Origin of the sequence: Agreia sp. Leaf283, from assembly GCF_001422485.1 — a bacterium.
Lineage (GTDB): Bacteria > Actinomycetota > Actinomycetes > Actinomycetales > Microbacteriaceae > Agreia.
This window is the reverse complement of the sequence record NZ_LMNF01000001.1, coordinates 126,714-149,875: the sequence shown is the minus strand read 5'-3', so window position 1 is coordinate 149,875 and position 23,162 is coordinate 126,714. Positions and strand designations below refer to the sequence as shown.

Genomic DNA, 23,162 nt, shown 5'->3' with positions numbered 1-23,162 from the left:
ATGACATCACGACGACCGGCGATCCTGCTCGGTGTACTCGCCGTGCTCGCGGTCGTGGTCGGAGGAGTAATCGTGTTCGCACCTCGTGGCTCGGATTCGCCGGCGGAACCCGGCACCGGCAATGTCGCGCCGGGCGGACCGGTGGTCGCCTTCTACGGCGACTCCTACACGCTGGGCACCGGTGCGAGCGATCCGAGCAAGCGGTGGTCGACGATCATCTCCGCGGACCGCGGCTGGAACGAGGTCAATCCCAGTGTCAACGGCCTGGGGTTCGTCAACAATCGTGACCTCCTGCCGCCGGACGGCGATCTCGTCGACCTCGTCATCGCATCCGACCCCGACATCGTCTTCGTGACCATGGGGCTCAACGACAATTTCTCGATGCCCGCCCGATCCGACGAGGTGCACGCGGCCATCGTCGCCGACCTCACCGCCCTGCGTGCGGCGCTGCCGGATGCGCGCATCATCGTAGTCGAGCCCTTCTGGTACACCGACGAACGCCCGCAGAGCCTCGAGACCATCAGCTCGTGGGTCGCAGACGAGGCGCGTGCCATCGGAGCCGATCGAATCGACGGGGCATCGCACTGGATCGAAGGACATCCCGAATGGATGGCCGCCGACGGGCTGCACCCGAATGACGAGGGATACGCCGAGATGGCGCGGCGGATGTCGGACGAGCTCGATCAGCTCGGACTGTAGTCGCCGGTTCGCTTCAGCGAATCCATTCCAGACCGAGTAGTGTGAAGGCATCGCGCGCCTCTGGGGGGAGTCGTCCCGCGCGAGTGCGTCAACTCAGGGGGAGAACGTGAAAACGCAATCGGCCGTGCGATCGTGTCGCGTCGGTATCGTCGACGACCACGAGCTCCTGCTCGACGGACTGACGATGTACATGCGCAGCAACGCCCCCGACCTCGACATCGTCATCAGCGCCACCGGGTGGTTCGAGCTCATCCGGCATCCGGCCTTCGCCCCCGACGTCGTCGTGATGGACCTGCAGCTGCAGGAGCCGATCCCGATCGAGACGCGCGTGAGAACGTGTCTGGCCGCCGGTGCGCTGGTGGTCGTCGTCAGCGCCCTCGAGACCGACGAGATCCGCGAGCGGTCCCTTGCCGCCGGGGCCTCCGCCTTCGTTCCCAAGTCCTCTCCCGCCGACGCCGTGCTCGATGCCGTTCGGTCGACCTGGGCCGACGCCCAAGAGCGGGGCGCGTTCGTCGATGCCGAACTCGAGACCCTGCGGTTGTACGCCGACGGGCTGAGCCCGGTCGACATCGGACTGCAGCTCGGCCTGTCGTTCGAGGTCGTCAAGGGCCATCTGTCGCGCATCCGCGACCACTACGCGGCTTCGGGCCGACCGACCCACTCGAAGCAGGACCTGATCCGCAGAGCAGCCGAAGACGGGTTCGTGTCCTGACCGGCCTCACGCTCGGCACCGACGCCGAAGGGGTCTTCACCTCTCGGGCCCTCGCGCGCTCGGCCGTGTGGCTGTCGTCGACCCTTCTCGCCGCCGTCGCGATCATCGTCGGCGTGCTCGCCACCTTCCATCCGCAGACGGGTGGCGAGGCCGACCTGTGGCGCGCGGCCGTTCCCATCGCCTCCCTCGCAGTGATGGGCGGCGGTGCCTACGCGCTCCAGCGCCTGCACGGGCCGGTCGACACGACCATCGGTCTTCTGGTCGTGTGCGCGTCGGCGTTCGCCTATGCGCTGAGCGTCGAGCCCCTGCTCACCCCGGGGCAGAAGTCCGACAGCATCGTGCTCAGCCTGCCCATCGTCGCGGCGACGGTCTCAGGGGTCGGGCGTCGCTCGCTGACCTCGTGCCTGGTCGTCTGCGGTCTCGCGTATGCAGCCGCCTCCAGCGCCGCGCTTCTCGGAGCCGACCTCGGGGGACGCGTGGTCGTGCTCGACTTCACGGCCCTCGGCTCGTTCGTCGCGGTCTCGCTGCTGCTCGTCGTGCTGTGGGTCGCACGCCGCGGAGCCGTGCAGCAGGCACCCGCCCTCGACCGGGCGGCGAAGATGCAGCAGAGCGTGGCCGAGGAGGCGCGCCTCCTCGGCCACGCCTCGAGCCTGCTGCACGACACGGTGCTCGGTGACCTGCACGCCCTCGCCATGCTGGCTCCGGGCACCATCCCCGACAGCCATCTCGCCGTGATCCGCCGCGACCTCGAACTGCTCGAACGCAGCGACGATCTCATGCGCACGACCGGCGCGGTCGCCATCCCCGGATTGATCGAATCGACAAGCGAGAGCAGGCTGGCGCACGCACTCGACCGCGTGGGCGCGCGGGGCCTCAGGGTGATCGTGTCCGGCGACGCCGCCGAGCTGACGAGGCTCGACCCGGTCGCGGAGGAGGCGCTCGTCGGGGCCGTCGAGCAGTGCCTCGTCAATGTGATCCTGCACGCGGGAGTGTCGATCGCCGAGCTCGCCATCGCGGTCTCGGGCGAGGAGGTCACCGCGATGGTCGTGGACGCGGGGAGCGGATTCGTCCCGTCGTCGGCGCCGGCCGACCGCCTCGGCCTGCGGATCTCGGTGCACGACCGGATGCTCGGGGTCGGGGGAACGGCGACGATCTGGTCGCGCCCCGGCGCGGGCACATCGGTGCTCCTCACCGTGCCGAAATCCAGAGCATGACAGGCGGGGCGCGGCCGACCGCGGCTGAACTCGATCCGGTCTCCAGAGTGACGGCGCGCATGTTCGTGATCGCCGTGGGCATCGTGAGCGTGGCCCTGTCGATCGCCCTCTCGCTCACGCAGTCCGGTCGCGACCAGATCTCTCTTCCCGTCGTGGCCGTCGCGGCCCAGCTCGTTCTCGCGGCGTCGTATGTGTACTTCATCCGTGCGGCCGACCCGTTCGGACCGCTCATCTCCCTCTCGCGTTTCCAGATCTTCCTGGGCGGGCTGATGCTCGCGAGCGTGCTCAACGCGCTGAGCCAGTTCGGCTCGAACGCCCTCATCAGAGACGACTGGGGTGGCGTGTGCCTCGGTCTCGCGTTGATCCTCGGAGCGCCGTATCGACGCTCCTCCGAGATCGTGTGGTTCACCGTCCAGGCCGTCGGGGTGACCTTCGTCCTTGCGGTCGTGCAGAACCTGAGCTCGACCACCACGGTCACCCTGGGCATCCTCGCTCTCACCGCCGCGACGCCCTCCATCGCCATCGGCCTCGGCTCGGCCGCCTACGCGCGCAGCATCATCGGCAGCCTCGAGCGGGCGAGGCGCGACGCGGAAGCCGAGCGAACCCGGCATGTCGGCGCCGTGCTCACGCGTCTCGCCGAAACGGATGCGATGGGCGAGCTCGGGTCGCTCAGGCGAGACGTGGTGCCGTTCCTCACGCGATTGGAGCAGACAGGCACGATGGGGCCGGACGACGCCGTGAGGGCGGCCGAACTGGCGTCGGTGCTTCGCAGGGCGATCGTCGAGCGCATCTCGCAGGGCTCTCTGGCCGACGCGGTCGACAGCTACAGCGACGACGACCGGGTGGCCGTGCACCTCGACGACCGCCAGACCGCCGCCCTGCGGGCGCTCATCCGGCAGATCGTCGAGCAGATCGGTGAATCGGCCAGGCCGTCGCTGGTGCTCGAGCGACGAGAGACGGATGCCCGGGGCTCGGTCGTGTTCGCGGCCCCGCCGGGTGCGGTGCCCCCGCCCTCCCTGACTCCGTTCGTACGCATGGTGCGTCTCGTCTTCGACCAGGTCGAGGTCGTCGCCGTCGACGGCGGCATCGCCGTGACGTTCACCTTCGACCCGTCGGGCGGTCGGGCGGCCGTATCATGGGAGATGTGAGCGCAGCAGGCAAACCCGTAGACGTCGTTCTGATCGGTGGCGGCATCATGAGCGCCACGCTCGGCACCTTCCTCTCGATCCTCCAGCCCGACTGGTCGATCAGGATCTTCGAACGGCTGGGCGATGTCGCGGGTGAGAGCTCCAACCCGTGGAACAACGCGGGAACGGGCCACGCGGCGCTCTGCGAACTCAACTACATGCCCGAACGCTCCGACGGCACCGTCGAGGCATCGAAGGCCGTGGCGATCAACGAGCAGTTCCAGGTGAGTCGGCAGTTCTGGTCGTTTCTGGTCGAGAACGGCGACATCCCCGACCCGTCGACCTTCATCAACTCGACGCCGCACATGACGTTCGTTCGAGGCGAGAAGAACGTCGAGTACCTGCGCAAGCGTTACGAGGTGCTTCGAGACGAGCCGCTCTTCGAGGGCATCGAGTACACGGAAGACCCGGCCGTCATCTACGAGTGGGCACCGGCCCTGATGCGTCGCCGCAAGAAAGACGAGCTCGTCGCGGCGACCCGCATCGCCGCGGGCACCGACGTCGACTTCGGCTCCCTGTCGAGGCATCTCTTCGACTTCCTCACCAGCCGGGGAGCGAGCCTCAAGACCGAGCATTCGGTGTCGAACCTGAAGCGCCAGAAAGACGGAACGTGGAACGTCTCCGTCAAGGAACTGGTCGGGTCGACCCCCACCACCGTCAACGCGCGATTCGTCTTCGTCGGGGCCGGCGGCGGCGCCCTGCATCTGCTCCAGAAGTCCGGCATTCCTGAGATCCGAGGCTTCGGCGGCTTCCCGATCAGCGGACAGTTCTACCGCACCGACAACCCGGCCGTCGTCGCCGAGCATCGGGCCAAGGTCTACGGAAAGGCGGCCGTCGGAGCGCCGCCGATGAGCGTTCCCCACCTCGACACCCGCGTGGTCGACGGAGAGCCGTCTCTGCTCTTCGGACCATACGCCGGATTCAGTCCCAAGTTCCTCAAGAAGGGGTCCTGGCTCGACCTGCCCGGGTCGATCCGGGCGCACAACCTCGGTCCGATGCTGGCCGTTGCGCGCGACAATTTCGATCTCATGAAGTATCTGGTCGGTGAGCTGCTGGCGGGCAAGAAGAAGAAGTTCGCCGCGCTGCAGGAATTCATGCCCACCGCCGACCCCAAGGACTGGTACCTCATCACCGCCGGGCAGCGCGTCCAGGTCATGAAGAAAGACGCCGACCGCGGGGGAGTGCTGCAGTTCGGCACCGAGGTCATCGCGTCGGCAGACGGTTCCATCGCCGGCCTTCTCGGCGCATCGCCCGGTGCCTCGACAGCCGTGCCGATCATGCTCGATGTCCTCGAACGGTGCTTCCCCGACGACTACCTCCGATGGGTTCCGCAGATCCGCACGATGATCCCCTCGTTCGGAACACGACTGACCGACTCGCCGGCGACGGCCCGAAAGGTGCTGACGAGCACCGCCAAGGCACTGCACCTCGCGTCCTGAGGGCAGGGCGCGGCGCCAAAGGGGACCCGGGCTCATGGTCGATCGCTTCAAACTGTCGTTGTTCGACCGCATGTTCGTGACCCCGTTCATCGTGCTCGCGATGGTCGTGCTGGTCTACGCCGTCGTCGGGGTCATCGTGACCCCGCCGGACTCCTGGACGGTCGAACTGGTCACGGTGCTCGGCTGCATCATGTGCGCGCACCTGCGCATGCCGATCGGGCGCATCAGCGGGCTCCCCATGCTGGGGGTCGCCGTGACGCTCCTCGCGATCTCGCGACCGGCATCCGAATACCTGCTGACCGTCGCACTCTGGTCGGTCGGGCTGATGATCTCGCAGACGATCGTGCTGCGGAGCGTCGCCATCGGCCTCTACGTGGTCGGCATCAGTTTCGTGGGCGGAGTGGTCTTCGTCGTGGTGCACAACGAGCTCACCCGGGCGGGCGTCTGGCAGTTCGTGAGCTACGCGGTTGCGAGTGCCTGCTACTTCGCTGTCGCGCTGCTGCTCGAGTTCATCCGCGCCCGGGGGCGGTGGGGGCTCGACCAGAAGTTCGGGTTGTCTGCGCTGAGCCCTATGCGGCTGGGCGCAGTGGTGCTTCTCGTGGCGCTCGTGTCGACCCTCATGAACGCCGTCGACAGCGCGGTCATCCCCTGGCTCGAACACGATCCGGATGTGCGGCTCACCCCCGCGGTCATCCTCCTCGTCGCGACCCTGTTCCTCGTGATCGCACAACGCCTTCGCTTCCGTGCCGTGCACCGGAGGCTCAGCGGGGTCGTCACAGCGGCGGTCGAGTTGCCCTGGGCCACGGAGACGGGCCTGCGCAAGGCGCTCGAGGTTCGCGCGCAGATGGTGCTGCAGGCGGGCGAGGCCGAGGTCAGGGACGAGCCGCCCGGTCCCGGCGAGATCGGTGCGCCGGTTCGACTCGAGCCCGGAGTCGACGAGTACATCGTCGCGTCGAGGCGACTCGGCGCCCTTCCCCTCGGGCGCGAGGAGGAGCAGGCCCTGACCGCCCTGGCGCACATGGCCAGCGAGACGGCGCGCATCCAGCACGATGTCGACAGTCTCGAGCGCCGGGCCAACAGCGATCCCCTCACCGGGCTGCCCAACTACGGCGCCTTCCAGGCCGCGCTGATCGACGCGAACGAGAATCGCTCGTACCACTCCGGCATCGCCGTGCTCTTCATCGACCTCGACAACTTCAAGAAGCTCAACGACTCGCGAGGCCACCACACGGGTGACGAGCTGCTGAAGGCCGTGGCCGATCGCCTCCGCGGCTCCGTGGGAGGCCGCGACTTCGTCTCCCGCATCGGCGGCGACGAGTTCGTCGCGATCCTCACCGAGCTGCAGACCGTGGCGCAGAGCAAGGAACTCGCCGACGGCATCATCCACGAGATCGGGCGCCCGCTGACTCTCGACGGCCAGGAGTTCCGACCCGTGGTCAGCGCCGGCCTCGCCTTCTCGGGGCACCGCGAGATCGATGCGCAGCTGCTGGTCGTCGACGCCGACCGCAGCATGCTGCAGGTCAAGCGCTCGAGGCGTCAGGGCGGGCCGGCCGAGGGCAGCAGCGTGAGCATCGCGTCGCATCGCTCGACCCGCACCAACGACATCGTCGCCCGCGCCATCACGGAGGACAGGCTCACGCTCGCCTTCCAGCCGATCGTGAGCATCGACCAGGGTCGCATCTGGGCGTTCGAGGCCCTCGTGCGGTACATCGATCCCGAGCTCGGGCCCATCTCTCCGTCGTCTCTCGTCGCCCGCGCGAAGAGCCTGGGCCTGATGGACGAGCTCACGAGGCAGATCATCGTCAAGGCCATGGATGCGGCGGAGAAGTTCCACGCCCTCGAGCCGAGCATCGCCTGCATGACGGTGAACCTCGAGCTGGGGCAGATCGGCGAGGAGCACCTCGGGCCGTTCATCCGCGATGTCGCGAAGTCGCATCCGAACGTGTCGCTCTGCATCGAGTTGAACGAGCGATCGCTGCGCTCGGTCACCGACGACCTGCGACGCGAGGCCGAGGTGATGCAGGATGCCGGCGTCATCATCGCCCTCGACGACTACGGATCCGACGATTCGTCGGTGGGGGCGCTCGTGCGATTCCCCATGGACATCCTGAAGATCGACAAGAGCCTGATCGACGATCTGGGCGATGTGCGCCAGCGCGAGGTCATTAAGGCGCTTCAGGGGTTCGGCGACAACCTCGACTACACGATGATCGTCGAGGGCATCGAGAGCCCCGACATGGTCGATGTGATGGTCGCGCTCGGGGTGCGGAGCGCCCAGGGCTACTACTTCGGCCGGCCGCAGTCGTTCAGGCAGACGATGGACCGCATCCGGTCGCACGGCACGACGGCGGTGATCTCGTGAACGATGCCGCTCGCATCAATACGATCGCCCTCCTCGACGACCATGTTCTGATCGTCGACGGACTCGCGCACTGGATCAGCGTCAATGCGCCCGACTTCCACGTGGTCGCCGCGCTCGGGAGCTGGGAGGAGCTGATCGCAGACGATTCCTTTCCCCCCGACGTGGTCGTGATGGCCCGCACGATCGACACGCCTGTGCAGCTCGAGGAGCGGATCCGGGTGTGTGCCGACGCCGGTGCCCGCGTCGTGGTTATGAGCACTGAGGCGGGTCTCGAAGCGGAGGGCGAGACCCTCGCAGCCGGCGCCGACGCGTTCGTGCCCAAGTCGCGTCCCGCCGAGGCCGTGCTCGTGGCCGCGCGGCGTGTGCTCGGTCGGGACCAGCCCGAGACCGACACGGTCGTCGAGGATGCCGCGGGGCAGCATCCACCGTTCGACGACTGGCACCTGCGCGTGCTGCGACTGTATTCGCGAGGCGAGAGCACCGTCGACATCGCCCTGATCGAAGGCGTGCGGTTCGAGCGGGTGCGCACGGCGCTCAAGGCGATCCGGGCGACCTACGAGTCCCAAGGCCGTCGGGTGGACACCCGTGACGAACTGCTGCGGCGGGCAGCGGAGGACGGCTACCTCTCCGAAGCGGACTGACGCGCCTAGTAGCCCTGAGGGTTCTCGGCGGGAGACGGCGTCACGTCGACGCCGCCGCTGAGGCGGGAGATCGCCTCTTCGGGCTCGTAATCGGGGTCGAACTCGACGAATGCCTCGATCACGCCGACGAAGGCGAGCGACACGAGCGACCAGGAGTTGCCCTCGCTCTCGCCCGCACGCGAGAAGTGCGAGTCCACGATCTCGGGCACGGTCGTGCGCGAGATGCCCAGACCCTCGACGACGGCCGCCGTGGCGACCACGAAGGGATGGTAGTCGTTATGGAACTCTTCTTTGAGCCGGTAGCCGACCGTGGCCATGATGTTGCGGTAGAACATCTCCATCGTGTCGATGAAGGCGAGCTCGCTGTTGCGCAGGGCCTCGAGCACGGCGGCTCGGCCGGGGCTCTCGGGGCGGGAGAGGATCGTGAGCGACAGGCTCGCATAGCTTCTCCAGGCAGCGGATGTCGCGACCTCCTCGAGATTCTGCTCCGCCGCGGTTCGCACGACGTCGAGCATGATGCTGCGACGGCCCTCGGGAGTGCGCAGATCGTTGAGGCGCGAACTCAGGAACCCCCAGGTCGCGACGAGGGTCTCCGTGTCGGTGAGGTCACGCCGGGTCTGCTGAGCGATCTCAGTGAACAGGTCGTAAACAAAGTCGTCGTGACTGGGCCATATGCGGGTGGCCACCCGTGACGAGACCTGTGCCTCGCGCACGATGTCGTCGAGCGTCGACTGCTCGAAGCCCACGTCGAGGCCGGATGCGCCCACGCGGCGGGTCGCGATGGACAGGATGCGCGTGCGCTCCTCGGAGTGCGGTCCGCTCGAGCGCGCGAGCGAGAAGGCCTGTGCATCTCCAGCTGGCATGGGGTCCCCTCGGTCACGATCGTATCGAAGCCCAGACTAGCAACTTTGGGGCCTCTGAAGCGGCTGGAGATGGCGTTCCGCGACCTGTCCGGCCGCAAACGACGTCGCGTCTGCCATATGATCGAACAAGAACGGGACAGGTGAGGGGGCGCAGTTGTCCGCAAGCTCCACATGTGCCATGGAACTTACGATGCAGGGACGGTATGTCACACGTTGATCAGACCGTCACGAACGATGCAGTCATCCCCATCGTCTCGTCGACCGTCTTCGACTCGTCGCCGAGTTCCCGACTCGCACTGGGAGTGCTGGCCGTCGATGGTGTCGCCGTTCCCGGGCTCGAGGCAGAGTACCTCGCCCACTTCCAACTGAGGCGCCGAGTCTACGTCGACCAGACCGGGCAGCTCTCCGAGAAGGACCTTCTGCCCGATGGCACGGATCGCGATGCCGACGACTCGCGTTCCGTGACCTTCTGCGTGCTCGAGAACCACCCGAGCGGCACACGGGTCGTCGGGGTCTCGAGACTGATCGTGCGAGGTCAGGAGAAGGCCGGCGACTCGCTGCACGGCGCCCCGCTCCCCGTCGAGGACTTCTGCCCCGACGCCTTCGTCGACGGGCCGCTGCCGTGGAACGCCGTTGAGGTCTCCCGCGTCATCGCGAGGCACGAGAAGGCCGTCGTGCAGGATTCGATACAGTGGCACCTCTTCGCCCTGATGCTGGCGTACGTCACGAACCACGGCCTCGGCCGAGCCTTCGCCATCATCGAGCCGTGGTTCGAGCGGCACCTGAAGAGCATCATCACGATTCACCGCGTCGGCGACGTGAGGTTCATCGAGCACTACCTCGACTACAACGTGCCCATCGAGATCGATGTCGAGGCCTCCACCGCCACGGTGACGGCTCGAACCAGCGATCTCGTCGAGCGGCTGCTGGCCGCGGAGCCCCGGCTCGTGTTCGTCGGACGGGTCTCCAGCGCCTCGACGAGCGCGGCGTAATGACCCGCTCGTTCCGATCTCCGGAATTCTCACGCAACTACGGATTCTGGAGCGAAGACGAGCAGAAGGCCCTGATCGCCTCGAGCGTGGCGATCGGCGGCGCGGGCGGCGGCGGGTTCCAGTTCGGGCTGAAACTCGCTCGAATGGGCGTCTCGGGCTTCACCGTCGCCGATCCGGAGGTGTTCGAGCCTCAGAACGCGAACAGGGTCGAGGGTGCCGGCTCGTCGACCTACGGCCGCAACAAGGCCGAGGTCTTCCGCGACCGCGTGCTCGACATCAATCCCGACGCGCGAGTCACCGTGCTCACCTCGGGCGTGACTCCCGACTCGATCGACGAATTCGTGGCCGGGGCGGATCTCGTCATCGACGAGTCCGAGTCCACCCAGCCCGAGATCGGCGTTCTGATCGCGCGGGCCGCCCGAAAGCGGGGGATACCGGATCTGATGGCCATGAACGTGGGCTTCGCCGCCCAGGTCACCTCGTTCGCGCCGACGGGTCCCTGGACCTTCGAGCGATTCATGGGTCTCGACGAGCGCATGCCGCTCGACGAGATCGCGGGCCGCAGCATGGATCTTGCTCGGAGTCTCCCGTACGTGCCGCCCTATTCCGACCTCCGGGCGCTCTCGTCCGTGCGGCAGATCGACGGCGCCGGCGCATCCGTCTCTCTGCCGTCGCTGGCCATCGGCATCGACCTGCTGTCGTCGATCGCGTCGGCGCAGGCGTTCCTGCACCTCACCCGGGGCGTGGCCGTGCGCCGCCCGTCGCCCGTGTGGGCGCCTCGTATGGCATACATGGATGCCTACAGCTTCCGCGCGCGTGTGCTGCGGGCGGGCAGGGGGAGCCATCTGCGCCACCTCGTCGTTGCGGCGGCGCGGCAGAAGCTCGGACGCAATCCGCTCGCCAGCTACACCGTCGCCGACATCGATCGCCGCAGAGACGAAACGGGTTCGGGTTCTTAGCCGCTTGACAGACATTCGAATACATGTTCGAATGGCTCGATGCGATGGAGTGGTCAGGCTATAGCGACGACCGAGCCCGCGGCGTTGCCCGGGCTCGCCCGGCTCAACAATCTCGTGCGCTCAGTGCAGACCCCCGAGTTCGCGGGCGTCACCTTCCACGAGATCCTCGCGAAGTCGGCCCTGAACAAGATCCCGGGGCAGACGGCAGCCGTGCCCTTCGGGTGGACCATCAATCCGTATCGGGGCTGCAGCCACGCCTGCGTGTACTGCTTCGCCCGTCCGACGCACACCTATCTCGACCTCGATGCGGGTGCGGACTTCGACGCCCAGCTCATCGTCAAGCTCAACGTCGCCGAGGTGCTCGAGAAAGAACTGCGACGCCCGTCGTGGCAGAGGCATCCGGTCGCGCTCGGCACGAACACAGACCCGTATCAGCGGGCCGAAGGGCGATACCGGTTGATGCCGGGAATCATCTCTGCCCTCGCCGACTCGGGCACGCCGTTCTCGATCCTCACGAAGGGCACGCTGCTGCGCCGAGATCTCGCACTGCTGGTCGAGGCGAACACCCGCGTTCCGGTCGACCTCGCCATGTCGATCGCCGTCTACGACGACGACCTGCAGCAGTCGATCGAACCGGGCACTCCCTCCACCAAGGCCCGACTCTCCACGGTCACGGCCGTGCGAGACGCAGGGCTCGACTGCAGCGTGTTTCTGATGCCGATCCTGCCCTACCTCACCGACACGAAGGCCCACCTCGATCACGCCCTCGGGCAGATCAAGGCTGCAGGGGCGACCACCGTGCTCTACACGGCCCTGCACCTGCGGCCGGGGGTCAAGCCCTGGTTCTTCCAGTGGCTTCAGAATGCCCACCCAGAGCTGGTCGAACAGTACGGGCGCATGTACTACGGCACGAACAGCTATGCGCCGAAGGAGTACAGAAAGTGGCTGGCCGCCCGCATCCAGCCGCTGATTCGGGCCCACGGCCTGCAGCGCGGCATCGAAGACCCGGCGTCGGGCGGCATCCGCAGCAAGGCCATCGGGCTCAGCGGGCCGCAGCTCGCACGCAGGCCGACCGTGTCCGCCGGGGCGATCATTCCCGAAGAGATAGATCAGGGCCAGCCGACCCTGTTCTGACGCGGCAGGTGGGCCGGGGTCGGCCCGGCGTGAGAGCAACTACCCTAGAGCGGTGGCGAAACTCTACTTCCGGTTCGGGGCGATGAACAGCGGCAAGAGCACGGCGATGCTCCAGGCCGCCTACAACTACGAGGAGCGCGACCAGAACGTGCTCATCGCGAAGCCGTCGGTCGACACCAAGGGCGACACCCGTATCGTGTCGAGACTCGGGGTCACGCGCGGCGTCGACTTTCTGGTGACGCCGGAGTCGAAGCTCAGGGTGGACTTCCTCGAGCGCCGCGACCGATCCATCGCCGACGGCGCCGGCCCCATCTCGTGCCTGCTCATCGACGAGGCGCAGTTCCTGACGCCGGAGCAGGTCGACGACGCGCTGCGCATCGCCATCCTCGACGACGTGCCCGTTCTCGCCTACGGAATCCGCACGGACTTCCAGACCTCGGCGTTCCCGGGCAGTGCGCGGCTCATGGAGATAGCCCACAGTCTCGAAGAGCTGAAGACCATCTGCCGCTGCGGGCGCAAGGCGATCTTCAACTCTCGCAAGATCGACGACGTGTTCGTGTTCGACGGAGCGCAGGTCGCGATCGACGGCGAGCATGTCACCTACGAATCGCTGTGCGGAGTCTGCTACCTCGAGGAGAGCGGCGGGGTGCTCGGCTCGAGCGCCTGACCCGATCGACGCGCTGCTGACCCGATCACTGCGCCGCTGACCCGATCGATGGGCTTAAACCAGACAGGCTCCCTCTCGAATGAGAGGGAGCCTGTTGTGGTCGGGGTAACAGGATTTGAACCTGCGACCTCGTCGTCCCGAACGACGCGCGCTACCAAGCTGCGCCATACCCCGATCAGCCCGAAGGCCTCAATCATCCTAGCCGATTTCGGCGGGGGCTGCGTGCACGGTCAGTGAGTGGAGGTGAGCGTCAGCAGCGTGGCCTCGGGCAGGCACGAGAAGCGGAAGGGCGCGTAGATCGATGTGCCGAGTCCGGCCGAGACGTTCAGATAGGCCGCTCGCAGACCGTGCCGCCACACGCTGAGACCCTTGACCTGGTCTCTCGGAATGTCGCAGTTCGTGATGAGCGCCCCGAAACCGGGAACGCAGACCTGGCCACCGTGGGTGTGCCCGGCGAAGATGACGTCGGCCCCGTGCGTCACGAAAGAGTTGAGCACGCGCTGGTATGGCGCGTGAGTGACACCGATCGTGAGGTCGGCCGTGTAGTCGTCGTCTTCGTCTTCGCGCAGCTCGTCGAGCGCTCCCGGAATGCGGTCGAGCCGATCGTAGTGACGGTGCGGGTCGTCGACACCGAAGAACTCGATACGGGTGCCGTTCACGACAAGATTCGTGGCCCGGTTGTTGAGGTTCTGCCAGCCCAGGTCGGCGAAGGTGCTCTCGAGCCGCTTCGTGTCGAGGCGGGTCGGATCGCGGTGCATCTTCGAGGGGCCCATGAAGTACCGCAGGGGGCTCTTGAACGTGGGGGCGAAGTAGTCGTTCGATCCGTTGACGAAGACCCCGGGTATTCCGCGCAGGGGTTCGAGGGCGTAGCTGATGGCGTCGTAGGAGTCGGTGTGACCCAGGTTGTCGCCTGTGTCGACGATGAGGTCGGGCTGAAGCAGGGCGAGTCGCCTCACCCATTCCTGCTTGTCGCGCTGCCAGGGGGCCATGTGCAGGTCTGAGATATGCAGAACCCGGATGTCCGCCGACCCGGCAGAAAGCACGGGGGCCGAGACGCGTCGAAGGGTGAAGAGCCGGCGTTCGACGAGCGAACCCCAGGCGAAGGCCGCGGCACCGGCCGCCGCGGTCAGCCCGAGGGCTGTCGCGGCGGCCGTGACGGTGCGGGACGAGGCCACCGGTGGCGCTATTTCTTCTTGCAACCGATGACGTATACGCCGGTGGTTGCGGGGTTCGCGTACGACCCGACGGCGGGTTCTGTGCCGATCGGCTTCTTCTCGTCGCAGCCGTCGCCGGTCACCTGATACTTGGTGCCCGCGAACTTCCAGCCGGCCGGACCCAGCTTGTTGGCCGCCTCGCCGAGGGTGTTCGAGCCGGAGACCACGTCGGGAACGCTCTTCAACGCCCCGTTGCTGGTGTAGACGGTGACCGTGGAGCCCTTGGTGGCTTCTGTTCCGCCGGCCGGAACCGAGCCCGCGGCGGTGCCGGCGGGAGCCTCGTTGTCGGTCGCGCCACCGTCTTGGAACGTGAAGCCCGCAGCCTCGACGAGCGACTGCGCCTCGGCGATGGTCTTGCCCTGCACGGCGGGCACCGCGATCTGCGGGGTGGCCGTCAGGCTGCTGTTCGGAGTCGGGAATGCGCCTCCGGGGAACTTGGCGTTGGCCTGGCCCATGTACTCGCGCCAGGTGCTGAAGCGCATGTCGGCCACGTTGCCGTAGTCCGGCACGCTCGTGTAGCGCACCGAGACGTCTCCGACGATGTTGCCGACCCAGATGGCGGTGGCGAGGGTGGTGGAGGCGCCGGCGAACCAGACGTGCTTCTCGCCGTCGGTGGTACCCGTCTTTCCGATGAGCGGGATGCCGTCACCCGGCCTGGCTGCTCCACCCGTGCCGCCGTTGACCACGGCGGCCATGGCCACGTCCATGGCTGCCGCCACGTTCGGATCCACTGCCTGGGTGCAGGTCGTCTCGGGGATCGGCACGTCGGCGCCGGTCGCGTCGAGAATGCGGTCGATCGCCTTCGGCTGGCAGTACAGGCCGTTGGCGGCGATGCCGGCGTAGGCGGCCGCGACGGTCAGCGGAGCCACCTCGTTGGTGCCGAGGACGCTCGAGACGTTCTGCTGCATCGGAGTGCCGTCGGCTCGGTGCATGCCGAACGACTCTGCGGTCTCGGTGATGTCGCACATGTCGAGCTTCTGCGCCATGCCGATGTAGGCGTTGTTGACCGACGCCGCGGTCGCCGCGGTCACACTCATCGAGCCCGGGTTCGCCGAGCCGTCGTTAGCCGACTTGTACGGGCCTCCGCCGGAACCCTCGCAACGGTTCTTGAAGGTCGCGAGGTTGAAGGTGCGCACGCTTCCGTTGACCTGCTCGTTGAGCGAGTGGCCCGTCTTCAGCCAGTCGGCCAGCGTGAAGACCTTGTACGTCGATCCGGAGGGGAAGCCTGTGGAGCCGCCGTAGGCGTAGTCGGTGCTGAGGTTGAGCGACGTCTCGTTCGGCTGGGTGGTCTCGGGATCGTCGTTGAACGTCTTGTTCTGCACCATCGCCAGCACCTTGCCGGTTCCCGGCTGCACCGTGACCATCGCGGAGCCCAGGTTCAGCTGGTCGGCGACCTGGGGAACGTTCGAGTTCATCGAGTTGATGGCGGCGGTCTGCAGGTCGAGGTCGAGGGTGGTGAAGATCTGGTAGCCGCCGGTGCGGAACTTCTGCCAGCGCGCCTCGGCGCTGTCGCCGAATGCAGGGTCGTTCTTCACGATGTACGAGACGTAGTCGCAGAAGTAGCCCGCGCCGTAGTTGGGGTTGGCCGTCTTGCAGCCGGTCGAGGGCTGCACGATGTTCGGCGTGACAGGCGTGGCGATGGCCTCGTCGAACTGCGCCTGCGTGATCTTGTGCTCCTTGAGCATGGCCGGCAGGATGTTGACGTCTCGGCGGGCCTGGTTCTCGGTGATCTTCTCCGGGGCGTCGGGCTGGTCGATGCGCAGTCCGTTGGGCTCGTTGACCATGGCCACGAGGCTGGCCGCCTGGGCCAGGGAGACATCCTTGGCGGAGACCCCGTAGTAGTACTGTGCGGCGGCCTCGATGCCGTACACCGTTCCGCCGAAGTTCGAGATGTTCAGGTACCCGAGAAGAATCTGGTCCTTCGTGAACTCCTTCTCGAGCCCGATGGCCAGCTTCATCTCTTTGAGCTTGCGGTCGACCGTGGTCTTCGTGGCGTCTTCGAACGCCTTGTCGCGCTCTGCCTCGTCCTGGATCTCCTCGGTCTTCTGAATGAGGATGTTGCGCACGTACTGCATCGAGATGGTGGATGCGCCAGGGCCGTCTCCGCCGGCCGCGCTTTGCGCGGCGGCGCGGGCCGCAGAGATGATGTCGACTCCACCGTGCGTGTAGAAGCGCGGGTCTTCGACCGAGACCACGGCGTCTTTCACGAAGGGGGAGATCTGATCCCAGGAGACCTCTTCGCGGTTCTGGTCGAAGACCGACGCGAGCAGAACGGGGGTGCCGTCACTGCCCGTTGCGTAGATCTCGGACTTCTGCGCGAGTACATCGGGGCGGATGTTCGAGGGGAGGTTCTCGAACATGCCGATGGAGTTGTTCGTGGCGATTCCTGTGACCGCGAGCGCGGGAGCAACCATGGCCGTGACGAGAATGCCTGCAATAGCACTCATGCCCACGATGCCGAGGATGGCTCCAACTACGCCGCTAGCCTTAGCTTTTGGGGCAGACATATGCTCGAGACTAATCGACAATGCTGGCAAACCGCCAGAAAGGAACGCGGATGCCCACCTGGGAGTACGTCACAACACCGCTCATGATCCACAACACCACCGGAATCCTCAACACCTGGGGATCCAAGGGCTGGGAGCTCGTGCAGATCGTCACCGGCCCGGAGGGCGGCCTCGTCGCCTACCTCAAGCGACCGGTCGCGACAGAAGGAGAGGCATCCTGATGAGTGTCATCGCCGCCCGCCTCGCCGAGCTCGGCATCACCATCCCTACGGTCGTTCCGCCGGTCGCCGCCTACATTCCCGCCGTGATCTCGGGCAATCTCGTCTTCACGGCAGGCCAGCTGCCCTTCGTCGACGGAAGCCTCGAGTACACGGGCAAGGTCGGAGACGGCCACGAGCTGGTCTCGCCCTCGATCGCCAAGTCGCTCGCGCAGACCTCCATTCTCAACGCGCTCGCCGCGGTCGAGAATGTGATCGGGTCGCTCGACCGCGTGACGCGGGTCGTCAAGGTGACCGGATTCGTCGCATCCGACCCGTCGTTCACGGGCCAGCCCGGCGTGATCAACGGAGCGTCGGAGTTTCTGGTCGACCTGTTCGGGGACCGGGGCATCCACGCTCGTTCGGCCGTGGGCGTAGCCGCCCTGCCGCTCGACGCTCCTGTCGAGATCGAGGTCATCGTCGAGTTCGCCTAGGGAGCGAGCCTGTCGGTGATGATCTGCATCACCTGCGTGTCTGCGAGGGTCGTGGTGTCTCCGACTTCACGGCCCTCGGCCACGTCTCTCAGCAGGCGTCGCATGATCTTGCCCGAGCGGGTCTTGGGAAGCTCGGCGACGAGAAAGACGGTGCGCGGTTTGGCGATCGCGCCGATCTGCTCGGCGACGTGGGCACGCAGCAGGGCTGAGGCCTCCTCCGCCGTGGCCACGTCGGCCTGGCTGGTGCGCACGATCACGAACGCCACGACCGCCTGGCCGGTGGCCTCGTCCTCGGCTCCGACGACGGCGGCTTCGGCGACCATCGGATGCGACACCAGCGCGGACTCGATCTCGGCGGTCGAGAGGCGATGGCCCGACACGTTCATCACGTCGTCGACCCGGCCGAGCAGCCAGAGGTCGCCGTCCCGATCGCGGCGAGCTCCATCGCCGGCGAAGTATTTGTCTCCGAACTTGTCCCAGTAGGTCTCCTTGTAGCGCTCCGGGTCTCCCCAGATTCCGCGCAGCATCGACGGCCAGGGCTCGCTCACCACGAGCAGGCCGCCGGAGTCGAGTCCGACATCGTGGCCGTCGTCGTCGAGAACCTCGATCCGGATGCCGGGGATCGCGACCTGCGCTGAGCCCGGTTTCAGGGTGGTCACCCCGGGCAGGGCGGAGACCATGATGGCGCCGGTCTCCGTCTGCCACCACGTGTCGACGATCGGGGTCTCGCCGCCGCCGATCACGTCGCGGTACCAGATCCATGCCTCGGGGTTGATGGGCTCGCCGACCGAGCCGAGAAGGCGCAGGCTCGTCAGATCGAACTGTTGAGGTATCTGCCGGCCCGCCTTCATGAACGACCGGATGGCCGTGGGCGCGGTGTAGAAGATCGACACGCCGTACTTCTGGATGATCTCCCACCAGCGGCCGGGGTGGGGCGAGTCGGGCGTTCCCTCGTAGAGCACCTGGGTGGCGCCGTTGGCGAGTGGGCCGTAGACGACATAGCTGTGGCCCGTGATCCAGCCCACGTCGGCGGTGCACCAGTAGACGTCGGACTCGGCGTGCAGGTCGAACACCGCCTTGTGCGTGAACGCCGCCTGGGTGAGGTAGCCGCCCGAGGTGTGCAGGATGCCCTTCGGCTTGCCCGTCGTTCCCGAGGTGTAGAGGATGAAGAGCGGGTTCTCGGCGGGGAAGGGCTTCGCCACGTGCTCGTCGTCGACGGCCACCATCTCGTCGTGCCACCAGAGGTCGCGTCCCTCTGTCCAGTCCACGTCGTTGCCGCCGCGTTTCACGACGAGTACGTGCGAGACGGTGCTCTCGCCGCCTGCCGCCAGTGCGGCATCCACCGCGTTCTTGAGGGGGAAAACCGAGCCCTTGCGGTAGCCGCCGTCGGCGGTGATGACGAGCTTGGCGCTCGCGTCGTCGATGCGGCTGCGCAGGCTCTCGGCGCTGAATCCGCCGAACACCACGGAGTGCACCGCTCCGATGCGCGCGACGGCGAGCATGGAGATGACGGCCTCGGGAATCATCGGCAGGTAGATGGCCACGCGATCGCCCTGGCGGATGCCGAGCGCGGTCAGCAGATTGGCGGCGCGCTTCACCTCGCTGGTGAGCTCGGCGTAGGTGTAGCTGCGCGCGTCGCCGGGCTCGCCCTCCCAGTGCAGCGCGACACGATCGCCGTTGCCGGCGAGCACATGGCGATCGAGGCAGTTGTACGCCACGTTGAGGGCGCCGTCGTCGAACCATTTCGCGAAGGGAGGGTTGCTCCAGTCGAGGGTGCGGGTGAACGGCGTGTGCCAGTGCAGAAGGTCTCGCGCACGGTCGGCCCAGAACTGCAGACGGTCGTTTTCGGCGGCCTCGTAGAGGTCGGCGCCGGCGACGGCGTTCGCGGCGAACTGCTCGGTGGGCGGAAAGCGGCGGGCCTCGTGGAGAAGGTTGTCGATGCGGTTGCTCATGGGGTTCGGTTCGCTCCTTTGCGACGGCTTCTGTCAGCTTAGTCAGCCCTGCACCCCGGGCGAGATGCTCCCGGGTTGCATCGTGTTGCCCGCGCCGCATGCCTGTGTTCTCGCGGTGCGCTGAGAAAAAGCTGAGGGAAGTTGCGGTTGTGTTTCGGGCGAGTAAACTCAATTCCACTGGAACTCGTTTTCAGATGCAACGCATATACGGATTCCCCCAATCCAGCGTTGCTACGGCGGCACCTTTTCCCCCCATTAGGTGCCGCCCCTTCTTTTTAACGGCCGTGCTTCGGGCCGTGCTTCTTCTCCTGCACAAGCGGGCGGCGCGTGATTCATCCACATCAGCGCGGCCGTCGGCGGAGCCTTCCTCCTGCCGCTCCTACGGTCGATTCCATGGCGCGCAGACAGACCACGGACATCGACCCAGACGAGGCAGCGCACGAGCGCGAACCCTTCGTCGCGGCACCCGTGCTGAGCGCGCCTCGACCCGTGCCCGCATCGCCTCCCCCCGGTGCGGGCACGGGCTTCGATCCCGGCCCGCCCGGCCGAGCCGGCGCATCCGACTTCGGGCCGCTCGCCCGTTACGTGCGCGATCCCGCGGTGACCGACGTGTTCGTCAACGGCCCCGACGACCTGTGGGTCGACAGGGGAGCCGGCCTCGTGCGGCAGGCCGACTGGTCGTGCCCCGACGAGGCCAGGCTGCGCGAGCTCGCGGTGGCCATCGTCGCCCGGGGCGGTCGCCACATCGACGAGGCCACCCCGTGCGCCGATGTCCGGCTGCATGACGGCATCCGGGTGCACGCGGCGCTTCCCCCGATCGCCCCGAGGGGAACGCTGCTGTCCATCCGCATTCCGCCGCTCGACAGGCCGCGGCTCGACTCGCTGACGGCATCCGGGCTCTTCGGCGAGGGCGCCGAGGCCGAGAGCGCCCGCTCCTTCATCGACGACGCGGTCGCACGCCGCGTCAACCTGCTGATCACAGGCGCGGGCGGCAGCGGAAAGACGACGTTCCTGTCGGCTCTCCTGGCCTCCGCAGACCCGGGCGACCGCATCATCGCGGTCGAAGACGTCGCCGAGCTCCGCGTCGAGCACCCCCATTTCATCGCCCTCGAGACGCGCCAGCCGAACCTCGAGGGTGCCGGCGGCGTCGGCCTTGATCGCCTGCTTCGCGAGGCGCTGCGCATGCGGCCCGACCGGCTCGTTCTGGGCGAGTGCCGCGGCGGCGAGATCCGCGAACTGCTGGCGGCGCTCAACACGGGCCACGACGGCGGAGCCGGAACGCTGCACGCGAACTCCCTCGACGATGTGCCGGCCAGGCTCGAGGCGCTCGGCTCCCTCGCGGCGATGACCCCTGAGACGGTGGCCAGGCAGGCCGTGAGCGCGATCGGTCTGGTGCTCCACCTCGAGCGCCGCGGTGCGATGCGGCGTCTGGATGCCGTGGGCCGCTTCGGTCTCGATCCCGCGGGTCGCCTCCGGGTCGAGTCGGTCGGCTGATGGCCGACGATGCGCGCGCGGTCGAGGCCGTCGCATCGGTCGTGCAGCGGCTGGCGGTCATGCTCGGGGCGGGCGTGGCGCCCGCGAACGCGTGGCGCTATCTGAGAGACGTCGACGGGTCGCCTGTCGTCGATGCCGTCACGGCGTCGATCGCGGCGGGCGCGTCGATCCCCGCGGCGATCGCGGCGGCGGCGACCGGTCCGAGCGCCGACAGAACGGGTTCCGCCTGGAGGGCCGTGGCGGCGGCCTGGTTCGTCGCGAGCGAGAGCGGGGCTCCGCTCGCGGCCACCCTCAGGCAGATCGCCGACTCCCTGCGCCAGCTCGGACGGCTGCACCGCGACGTCGACGCCGCCCTCGCGGGGCCCCGGTCGACGGCCCGCTTCGTCGGTGTGATGCCCCTGCTCGGGCTGGTGTTCGGAGCGCTCCTGGGCTTCGACACGATCGGCGTTCTGTTCGGCACGACGGCGGGGCTCGTCTGCCTCGTCGTCGGCGCAGTGCTCTCGGTCGCCGCCGCACGGTGGACTTCTCGCCTCGTCGCGCGGGCCCGGCCGCCTGAATCGTCGCCGGGCCTCACCGCCCAGCTGGTGGCCGTCGCGCTGGCCGGAGGCGGATCCCTCCTGCGTGCCCGCGAACTGGCGACCGAGGCGCATCGGGCGAACGCGCTCGGAGAACCCGACGATTCGGACCGCATAGATCGAGTGCTCGAGCTCTCACGGGTCGCCGGGGTCCCGGCGGCAGAACTCCTGCAGAGCGAGGCGCTGCAGATCAGACGCGAGGCGACGAGCCGGGCGCAGGCCAAGGCGGCGACCCTCTCGACCACCCTCATGATCCCGCTCGGGGTGTGCGTGCTGCCCGCGTTCATGCTTCTGGGCGTCGCCCCGCTCATGATCGCGGTCTTCTCCTCCACCATGGTCGAACTCTCGTGATCGGCCACAGATCCCGCTCGCCCATCGATGCGGCGTCCCCGCATCGGCGAGGCTGGGCGCATTCAGCAGCTCGTGCCGAGACCGAAAGAGAGAAAAGCGATGAGCATCACAACACAGATCTCCCCTCGAAGAACACGATCGGCCGTGCGGGTCGGGCGCACCGTTCACGCCGTGCGGCTGCTCGGCGACGACGAGGGGGCCGCGACGGCGGAATACGTCATCGCCACCATGGCGGCCGTCGGTCTGGCCGGCCTGCTCGTCACGATCCTTCGTGGCGATGCCGTGAAGCAGATCCTCATGGATCTCGTCAGCACGGCCTTGAGCGTCGCGGGCTGAGAGGGGAAGGCGCGATGCGGCAGAGTCTCCGTCACATGGTTCGCGGTTTTCGAGGCGACGACGGCAGCGTCACCCTGGAGTTCGTCACGGTGCTTCCGGCCGTGCTCGTCATCGTGGCCGCCCTGCTCGGGGGATTCCAGCTCATCGTGCAGCAGATGAGGGTCGCCGACGCCGCGTCGTCGGCGGCCCGGCTGCTCGGCAGGGGCGACGACGCCGGCGCTGCCGACACGGTCTCGAAACTCCTGGGAGGGCAGGCCGAGCTCTCGTCGCGCGTCGACGGGCGCTTCGTGTGTGCGACCGTCACGACGTCGGCGGGCTCCGGCCCATCGGTGATCGCCGCGATCCCGGTCGCGTCGACGACCTGCGCACTCGGAGGAGGCCAATGACTCGTCGCCTGGCTCTTCCTAAGGCGCATCTCCGTCGACGGCTCGCCGACGACGGGGGAGCGGGCGGAGTGCTCGCGCTCGCGATGGCCGCGGGTGTCCTGGCCTTCTCGGTTCTTGCGCTGACCCTCTTCTCGGTGCTGCCCGCCAAGGCCGCCGTCCACGCGGCCGCCGACTCGGCCGCCATCGCCGCGGCCGAGTCCGCCTCGCGTTCGACGGCGGAGCGGTCATGCTCGATCGCGGCGGAGGCGGCATCGCTCAATGGCACGACGCTGCTGCGGTGCGATGTGAGCGATTCCGAGGCGACGGTAGCGGTCGGTCGTTCGATCCTCGCGACGAGCTTCTCGGTCACAGCCCGCGCCGCCGTGCCCCGGGCGAAACCGACGGTGGCGAACGGCGCGATGCCAGACGACGAGCTCGTGCCGGTCGTCTACCCGGGCGTCCGCGAGAGTCCACCCGTGCGCCTGAGATCCGATGTCGCCGCCGCCCTGCTGCGTCTTCTCGAGGCCTACCACGCCGAGACAGGCGACTACCTGCCGGTCGACGAGGGGTACCGCGACCTCGCCGAGCAGCAGAGGGTCTTCGACCAGTACGGGTGGCCACGTGCCGCCATCCCCGGCACGTCGAACCATGGCGAGGGCACCGCCGTCGACTTCGTGAATCCGCCCGTCGTCCGCTGGGCGCACCCGCACACGTGGCTGGCGGCCAACGCATCGCAGTTCGGATTCGAGCCGCTCACCGACCCCGACGAGCCCTGGCACTGGAACTACACGGGGTGATGAGGCCCGCG

At 67.6% G+C, this 23,162-nt stretch carries 22 protein-coding genes and 1 tRNA gene; 18 read left to right on the top strand and 5 right to left on the bottom strand.

Going from position 1 to position 23,162, the window contains the following annotated elements; all coding sequences use genetic code 11:
* The 7 genes from ASF51_RS00675 to ASF51_RS00645 all read left to right on the top strand — a co-directional run bounded on the left by ASF51_RS00675 (position 1) and on the right by ASF51_RS00645 (position 8,254).
* Positions 1 to 699 (top strand): SGNH/GDSL hydrolase family protein, encoded by a 699-nt coding sequence (locus ASF51_RS00675; RefSeq protein WP_055923807.1) that lies wholly within the window; start codon positions 1 to 3, stop codon positions 697 to 699.
* A gap of 106 nt (positions 700 to 805) precedes the next feature.
* Positions 806 to 1,411 carry a response regulator transcription factor gene (locus ASF51_RS00670; RefSeq protein ID WP_157411946.1) on the top strand — a complete coding sequence of 202 codons (606 nt, stop codon included), beginning with the start codon at positions 806 to 808 and terminating at the stop codon, positions 1,409 to 1,411.
* Between the two features lie 65 nt (positions 1,412 to 1,476).
* A complete protein-coding gene (locus ASF51_RS00665; protein ID WP_055923801.1) occupies positions 1,477 to 2,625 on the top strand; it encodes a sensor histidine kinase in 1,149 nt (382 codons plus the stop codon).
* Positions 2,622 to 3,773, top strand: coding sequence for a hypothetical protein (locus tag ASF51_RS00660; RefSeq protein WP_235497093.1), 1,152 nt, complete (start codon positions 2,622 to 2,624; stop codon positions 3,771 to 3,773). The genes ASF51_RS00665 and ASF51_RS00660 overlap by 4 nt, the downstream gene beginning before the upstream one ends.
* Positions 3,761 to 5,251: a malate:quinone oxidoreductase gene (locus ASF51_RS00655; protein WP_055923795.1), complete on the top strand. Its 1,491-nt coding sequence runs from the start codon at positions 3,761 to 3,763 to the stop codon at positions 5,249 to 5,251. The genes ASF51_RS00660 and ASF51_RS00655 overlap by 13 nt, the downstream gene beginning before the upstream one ends.
* Before the next feature lie 34 nt (positions 5,252 to 5,285).
* Complete coding sequence (locus ASF51_RS00650; RefSeq protein WP_055923792.1) at positions 5,286 to 7,613, top strand: bifunctional diguanylate cyclase/phosphodiesterase; 2,328 nt, start codon at positions 5,286 to 5,288, stop codon at positions 7,611 to 7,613.
* Positions 7,610 to 8,254, top strand: a complete 645-nt coding sequence (locus ASF51_RS00645) for a response regulator transcription factor (RefSeq protein WP_055923789.1) — start codon at positions 7,610 to 7,612, stop codon at positions 8,252 to 8,254. The genes ASF51_RS00650 and ASF51_RS00645 overlap by 4 nt, the downstream gene beginning before the upstream one ends.
* A gap of 5 nt (positions 8,255 to 8,259) precedes the next feature.
* Here ASF51_RS00645 and ASF51_RS00640 read toward each other — a convergent pair whose 3' ends face one another.
* Positions 8,260 to 9,117 carry a hypothetical protein gene (locus ASF51_RS00640; protein ID WP_082479429.1) on the bottom strand — a complete coding sequence of 286 codons (858 nt, stop codon included), beginning with the start codon at positions 9,115 to 9,117 and terminating at the stop codon, positions 8,260 to 8,262.
* A gap of 203 nt (positions 9,118 to 9,320) precedes the next feature.
* On the opposite strand from ASF51_RS00640, the gene ASF51_RS00635 reads away from it, so the two are divergent.
* The 4 genes from ASF51_RS00635 to ASF51_RS00620 are packed head-to-tail and all read left to right on the top strand — an operon-like array spanning position 9,321 to position 12,869.
* Positions 9,321 to 10,109 (top strand): GNAT family N-acyltransferase, encoded by a 789-nt coding sequence (locus ASF51_RS00635; protein WP_055923786.1) that lies wholly within the window; start codon positions 9,321 to 9,323, stop codon positions 10,107 to 10,109.
* Positions 10,109 to 11,068, top strand: coding sequence for a ThiF family adenylyltransferase (locus ASF51_RS00630; RefSeq protein ID WP_055923783.1), 960 nt, complete (start codon positions 10,109 to 10,111; stop codon positions 11,066 to 11,068). Before ASF51_RS00635 ends, ASF51_RS00630 begins: the two co-directional genes overlap by 1 nt.
* 39 nt (positions 11,069 to 11,107) lie before the next feature.
* A complete protein-coding gene (locus ASF51_RS00625; RefSeq protein WP_082479428.1) occupies positions 11,108 to 12,202 on the top strand; it encodes an Rv2578c family radical SAM protein in 1,095 nt (364 codons plus the stop codon).
* A 52-nt stretch (positions 12,203 to 12,254) separates the two neighbouring features.
* A complete protein-coding gene (locus ASF51_RS00620; RefSeq protein WP_055923780.1) occupies positions 12,255 to 12,869 on the top strand; it encodes a thymidine kinase in 615 nt (204 codons plus the stop codon).
* 97 nt (positions 12,870 to 12,966) lie between these two features.
* On the opposite strand, the gene ASF51_RS00615 is transcribed toward ASF51_RS00620, so the two are convergent.
* From ASF51_RS00615 to ASF51_RS00605, 3 genes are all read right to left on the bottom strand, one after another.
* Positions 12,967 to 13,043: transfer RNA gene (locus ASF51_RS00615), tRNA-Pro, on the bottom strand.
* Between the two features lie 56 nt (positions 13,044 to 13,099).
* Positions 13,100 to 14,044 carry a metallophosphoesterase gene (locus ASF51_RS00610; RefSeq protein ID WP_055923777.1) on the bottom strand — a complete coding sequence of 315 codons (945 nt, stop codon included), beginning with the start codon at positions 14,042 to 14,044 and terminating at the stop codon, positions 13,100 to 13,102.
* Positions 14,045 to 14,052: 8 nt separating this feature from the next.
* Complete coding sequence (locus tag ASF51_RS00605; RefSeq protein WP_162236909.1) at positions 14,053 to 16,530, bottom strand: transglycosylase domain-containing protein; 2,478 nt, start codon at positions 16,528 to 16,530, stop codon at positions 14,053 to 14,055.
* 110 nt (positions 16,531 to 16,640) lie between these two features.
* Between ASF51_RS00605 and ASF51_RS19375 the strand changes: the two genes are divergently transcribed.
* Together ASF51_RS19375 and ASF51_RS00600 are read left to right on the top strand one after the other, a co-directional pair.
* Positions 16,641 to 16,811, top strand: a complete 171-nt coding sequence (locus tag ASF51_RS19375; protein ID WP_200920280.1) for a hypothetical protein — start codon at positions 16,641 to 16,643, stop codon at positions 16,809 to 16,811.
* Positions 16,811 to 17,281: a RidA family protein gene (locus ASF51_RS00600; RefSeq protein ID WP_055923769.1), complete on the top strand. Its 471-nt coding sequence runs from the start codon at positions 16,811 to 16,813 to the stop codon at positions 17,279 to 17,281. The genes ASF51_RS19375 and ASF51_RS00600 overlap by 1 nt, the downstream gene beginning before the upstream one ends.
* Here ASF51_RS00600 and acs read toward each other — a convergent pair.
* Positions 17,278 to 19,233: an acetate--CoA ligase gene (gene acs, locus ASF51_RS00595; RefSeq protein WP_055923766.1), complete on the bottom strand. Its 1,956-nt coding sequence runs from the start codon at positions 19,231 to 19,233 to the stop codon at positions 17,278 to 17,280. The genes ASF51_RS00600 and acs overlap by 4 nt on opposite strands.
* A gap of 393 nt (positions 19,234 to 19,626) precedes the next feature.
* Between acs and ASF51_RS00590 the strand changes: the two genes are divergently transcribed.
* The 5 genes from ASF51_RS00590 (at position 19,627) to ASF51_RS00570 (ending at position 23,151) form a co-directional block, all read left to right on the top strand.
* A complete protein-coding gene (locus ASF51_RS00590; RefSeq protein ID WP_082479426.1) occupies positions 19,627 to 20,727 on the top strand; it encodes a TadA family conjugal transfer-associated ATPase in 1,101 nt (366 codons plus the stop codon).
* Entirely contained in the window at positions 20,727 to 21,653 is a 927-nt protein-coding gene (locus tag ASF51_RS00585) for a type II secretion system F family protein (RefSeq protein ID WP_055923763.1), read from the top strand. Before ASF51_RS00590 ends, ASF51_RS00585 begins: the two co-directional genes overlap by 1 nt.
* A gap of 99 nt (positions 21,654 to 21,752) precedes the next feature.
* Complete coding sequence (locus tag ASF51_RS00580; RefSeq protein WP_082479425.1) at positions 21,753 to 21,989, top strand: DUF4244 domain-containing protein; 237 nt, start codon at positions 21,753 to 21,755, stop codon at positions 21,987 to 21,989.
* Positions 21,990 to 22,024: 35 nt separating this feature from the next.
* Complete coding sequence (locus ASF51_RS00575) at positions 22,025 to 22,375, top strand: TadE family type IV pilus minor pilin (protein ID WP_055923756.1); 351 nt, start codon at positions 22,025 to 22,027, stop codon at positions 22,373 to 22,375.
* Positions 22,372 to 23,151 carry an Rv3654c family TadE-like protein gene (locus ASF51_RS00570; RefSeq protein ID WP_082479424.1) on the top strand — a complete coding sequence of 260 codons (780 nt, stop codon included), beginning with the start codon at positions 22,372 to 22,374 and terminating at the stop codon, positions 23,149 to 23,151. The genes ASF51_RS00575 and ASF51_RS00570 overlap by 4 nt, the downstream gene beginning before the upstream one ends.
* The last annotated feature ends 11 nt before the right edge of the window (positions 23,152 to 23,162 follow it).

Excerpts from the sequence above, each read along its gene's own strand:
- ASF51_RS00630 (WP_055923783.1), top strand. The coding sequence starts at position 10,109 with ATGACCCGCTCGTTCCGATCTCCGGAATTCTCACGCAACTACGGATTC.
- ASF51_RS00590 (WP_082479426.1), top strand. The coding sequence starts at position 19,627 with ATGGCGCGCAGACAGACCACGGACATCGACCCAGACGAGGCAGCGCAC.
- ASF51_RS00635 (WP_055923786.1), top strand. The coding sequence starts at position 9,321 with ATGTCACACGTTGATCAGACCGTCACGAACGATGCAGTCATCCCCATC.
- ASF51_RS19375 (WP_200920280.1), top strand. The coding sequence starts at position 16,641 with ATGCCCACCTGGGAGTACGTCACAACACCGCTCATGATCCACAACACC.
- ASF51_RS00605 (WP_162236909.1), bottom strand. The coding sequence starts at position 16,530 with ATGAGTGCTATTGCAGGCATTCTCGTCACGGCCATGGTTGCTCCCGCG.
- ASF51_RS00600 (WP_055923769.1), top strand. The coding sequence starts at position 16,811 with ATGAGTGTCATCGCCGCCCGCCTCGCCGAGCTCGGCATCACCATCCCT.
- ASF51_RS00625 (WP_082479428.1), top strand. The coding sequence starts at position 11,108 with ATGCGATGGAGTGGTCAGGCTATAGCGACGACCGAGCCCGCGGCGTTG.
- ASF51_RS00660 (WP_235497093.1), top strand. The coding sequence starts at position 2,622 with ATGACAGGCGGGGCGCGGCCGACCGCGGCTGAACTCGATCCGGTCTCC.
- ASF51_RS00575 (WP_055923756.1), top strand. The coding sequence starts at position 22,025 with ATGGTTCGCGGTTTTCGAGGCGACGACGGCAGCGTCACCCTGGAGTTC.
- ASF51_RS00655 (WP_055923795.1), top strand. The coding sequence starts at position 3,761 with ATGGGAGATGTGAGCGCAGCAGGCAAACCCGTAGACGTCGTTCTGATC.
- ASF51_RS00675 (WP_055923807.1), top strand. The coding sequence starts at position 1 with ATGACATCACGACGACCGGCGATCCTGCTCGGTGTACTCGCCGTGCTC.
- ASF51_RS00585 (WP_055923763.1), top strand. The coding sequence starts at position 20,727 with ATGGCCGACGATGCGCGCGCGGTCGAGGCCGTCGCATCGGTCGTGCAG.
- acs (WP_055923766.1), bottom strand. The coding sequence starts at position 19,233 with ATGAGCAACCGCATCGACAACCTTCTCCACGAGGCCCGCCGCTTTCCG.
- ASF51_RS00570 (WP_082479424.1), top strand. The coding sequence starts at position 22,372 with ATGACTCGTCGCCTGGCTCTTCCTAAGGCGCATCTCCGTCGACGGCTC.
- ASF51_RS00640 (WP_082479429.1), bottom strand. The coding sequence starts at position 9,117 with ATGCCAGCTGGAGATGCACAGGCCTTCTCGCTCGCGCGCTCGAGCGGA.
- ASF51_RS00580 (WP_082479425.1), top strand. The coding sequence starts at position 21,753 with ATGAGCATCACAACACAGATCTCCCCTCGAAGAACACGATCGGCCGTG.
- ASF51_RS00650 (WP_055923792.1), top strand. The coding sequence starts at position 5,286 with ATGGTCGATCGCTTCAAACTGTCGTTGTTCGACCGCATGTTCGTGACC.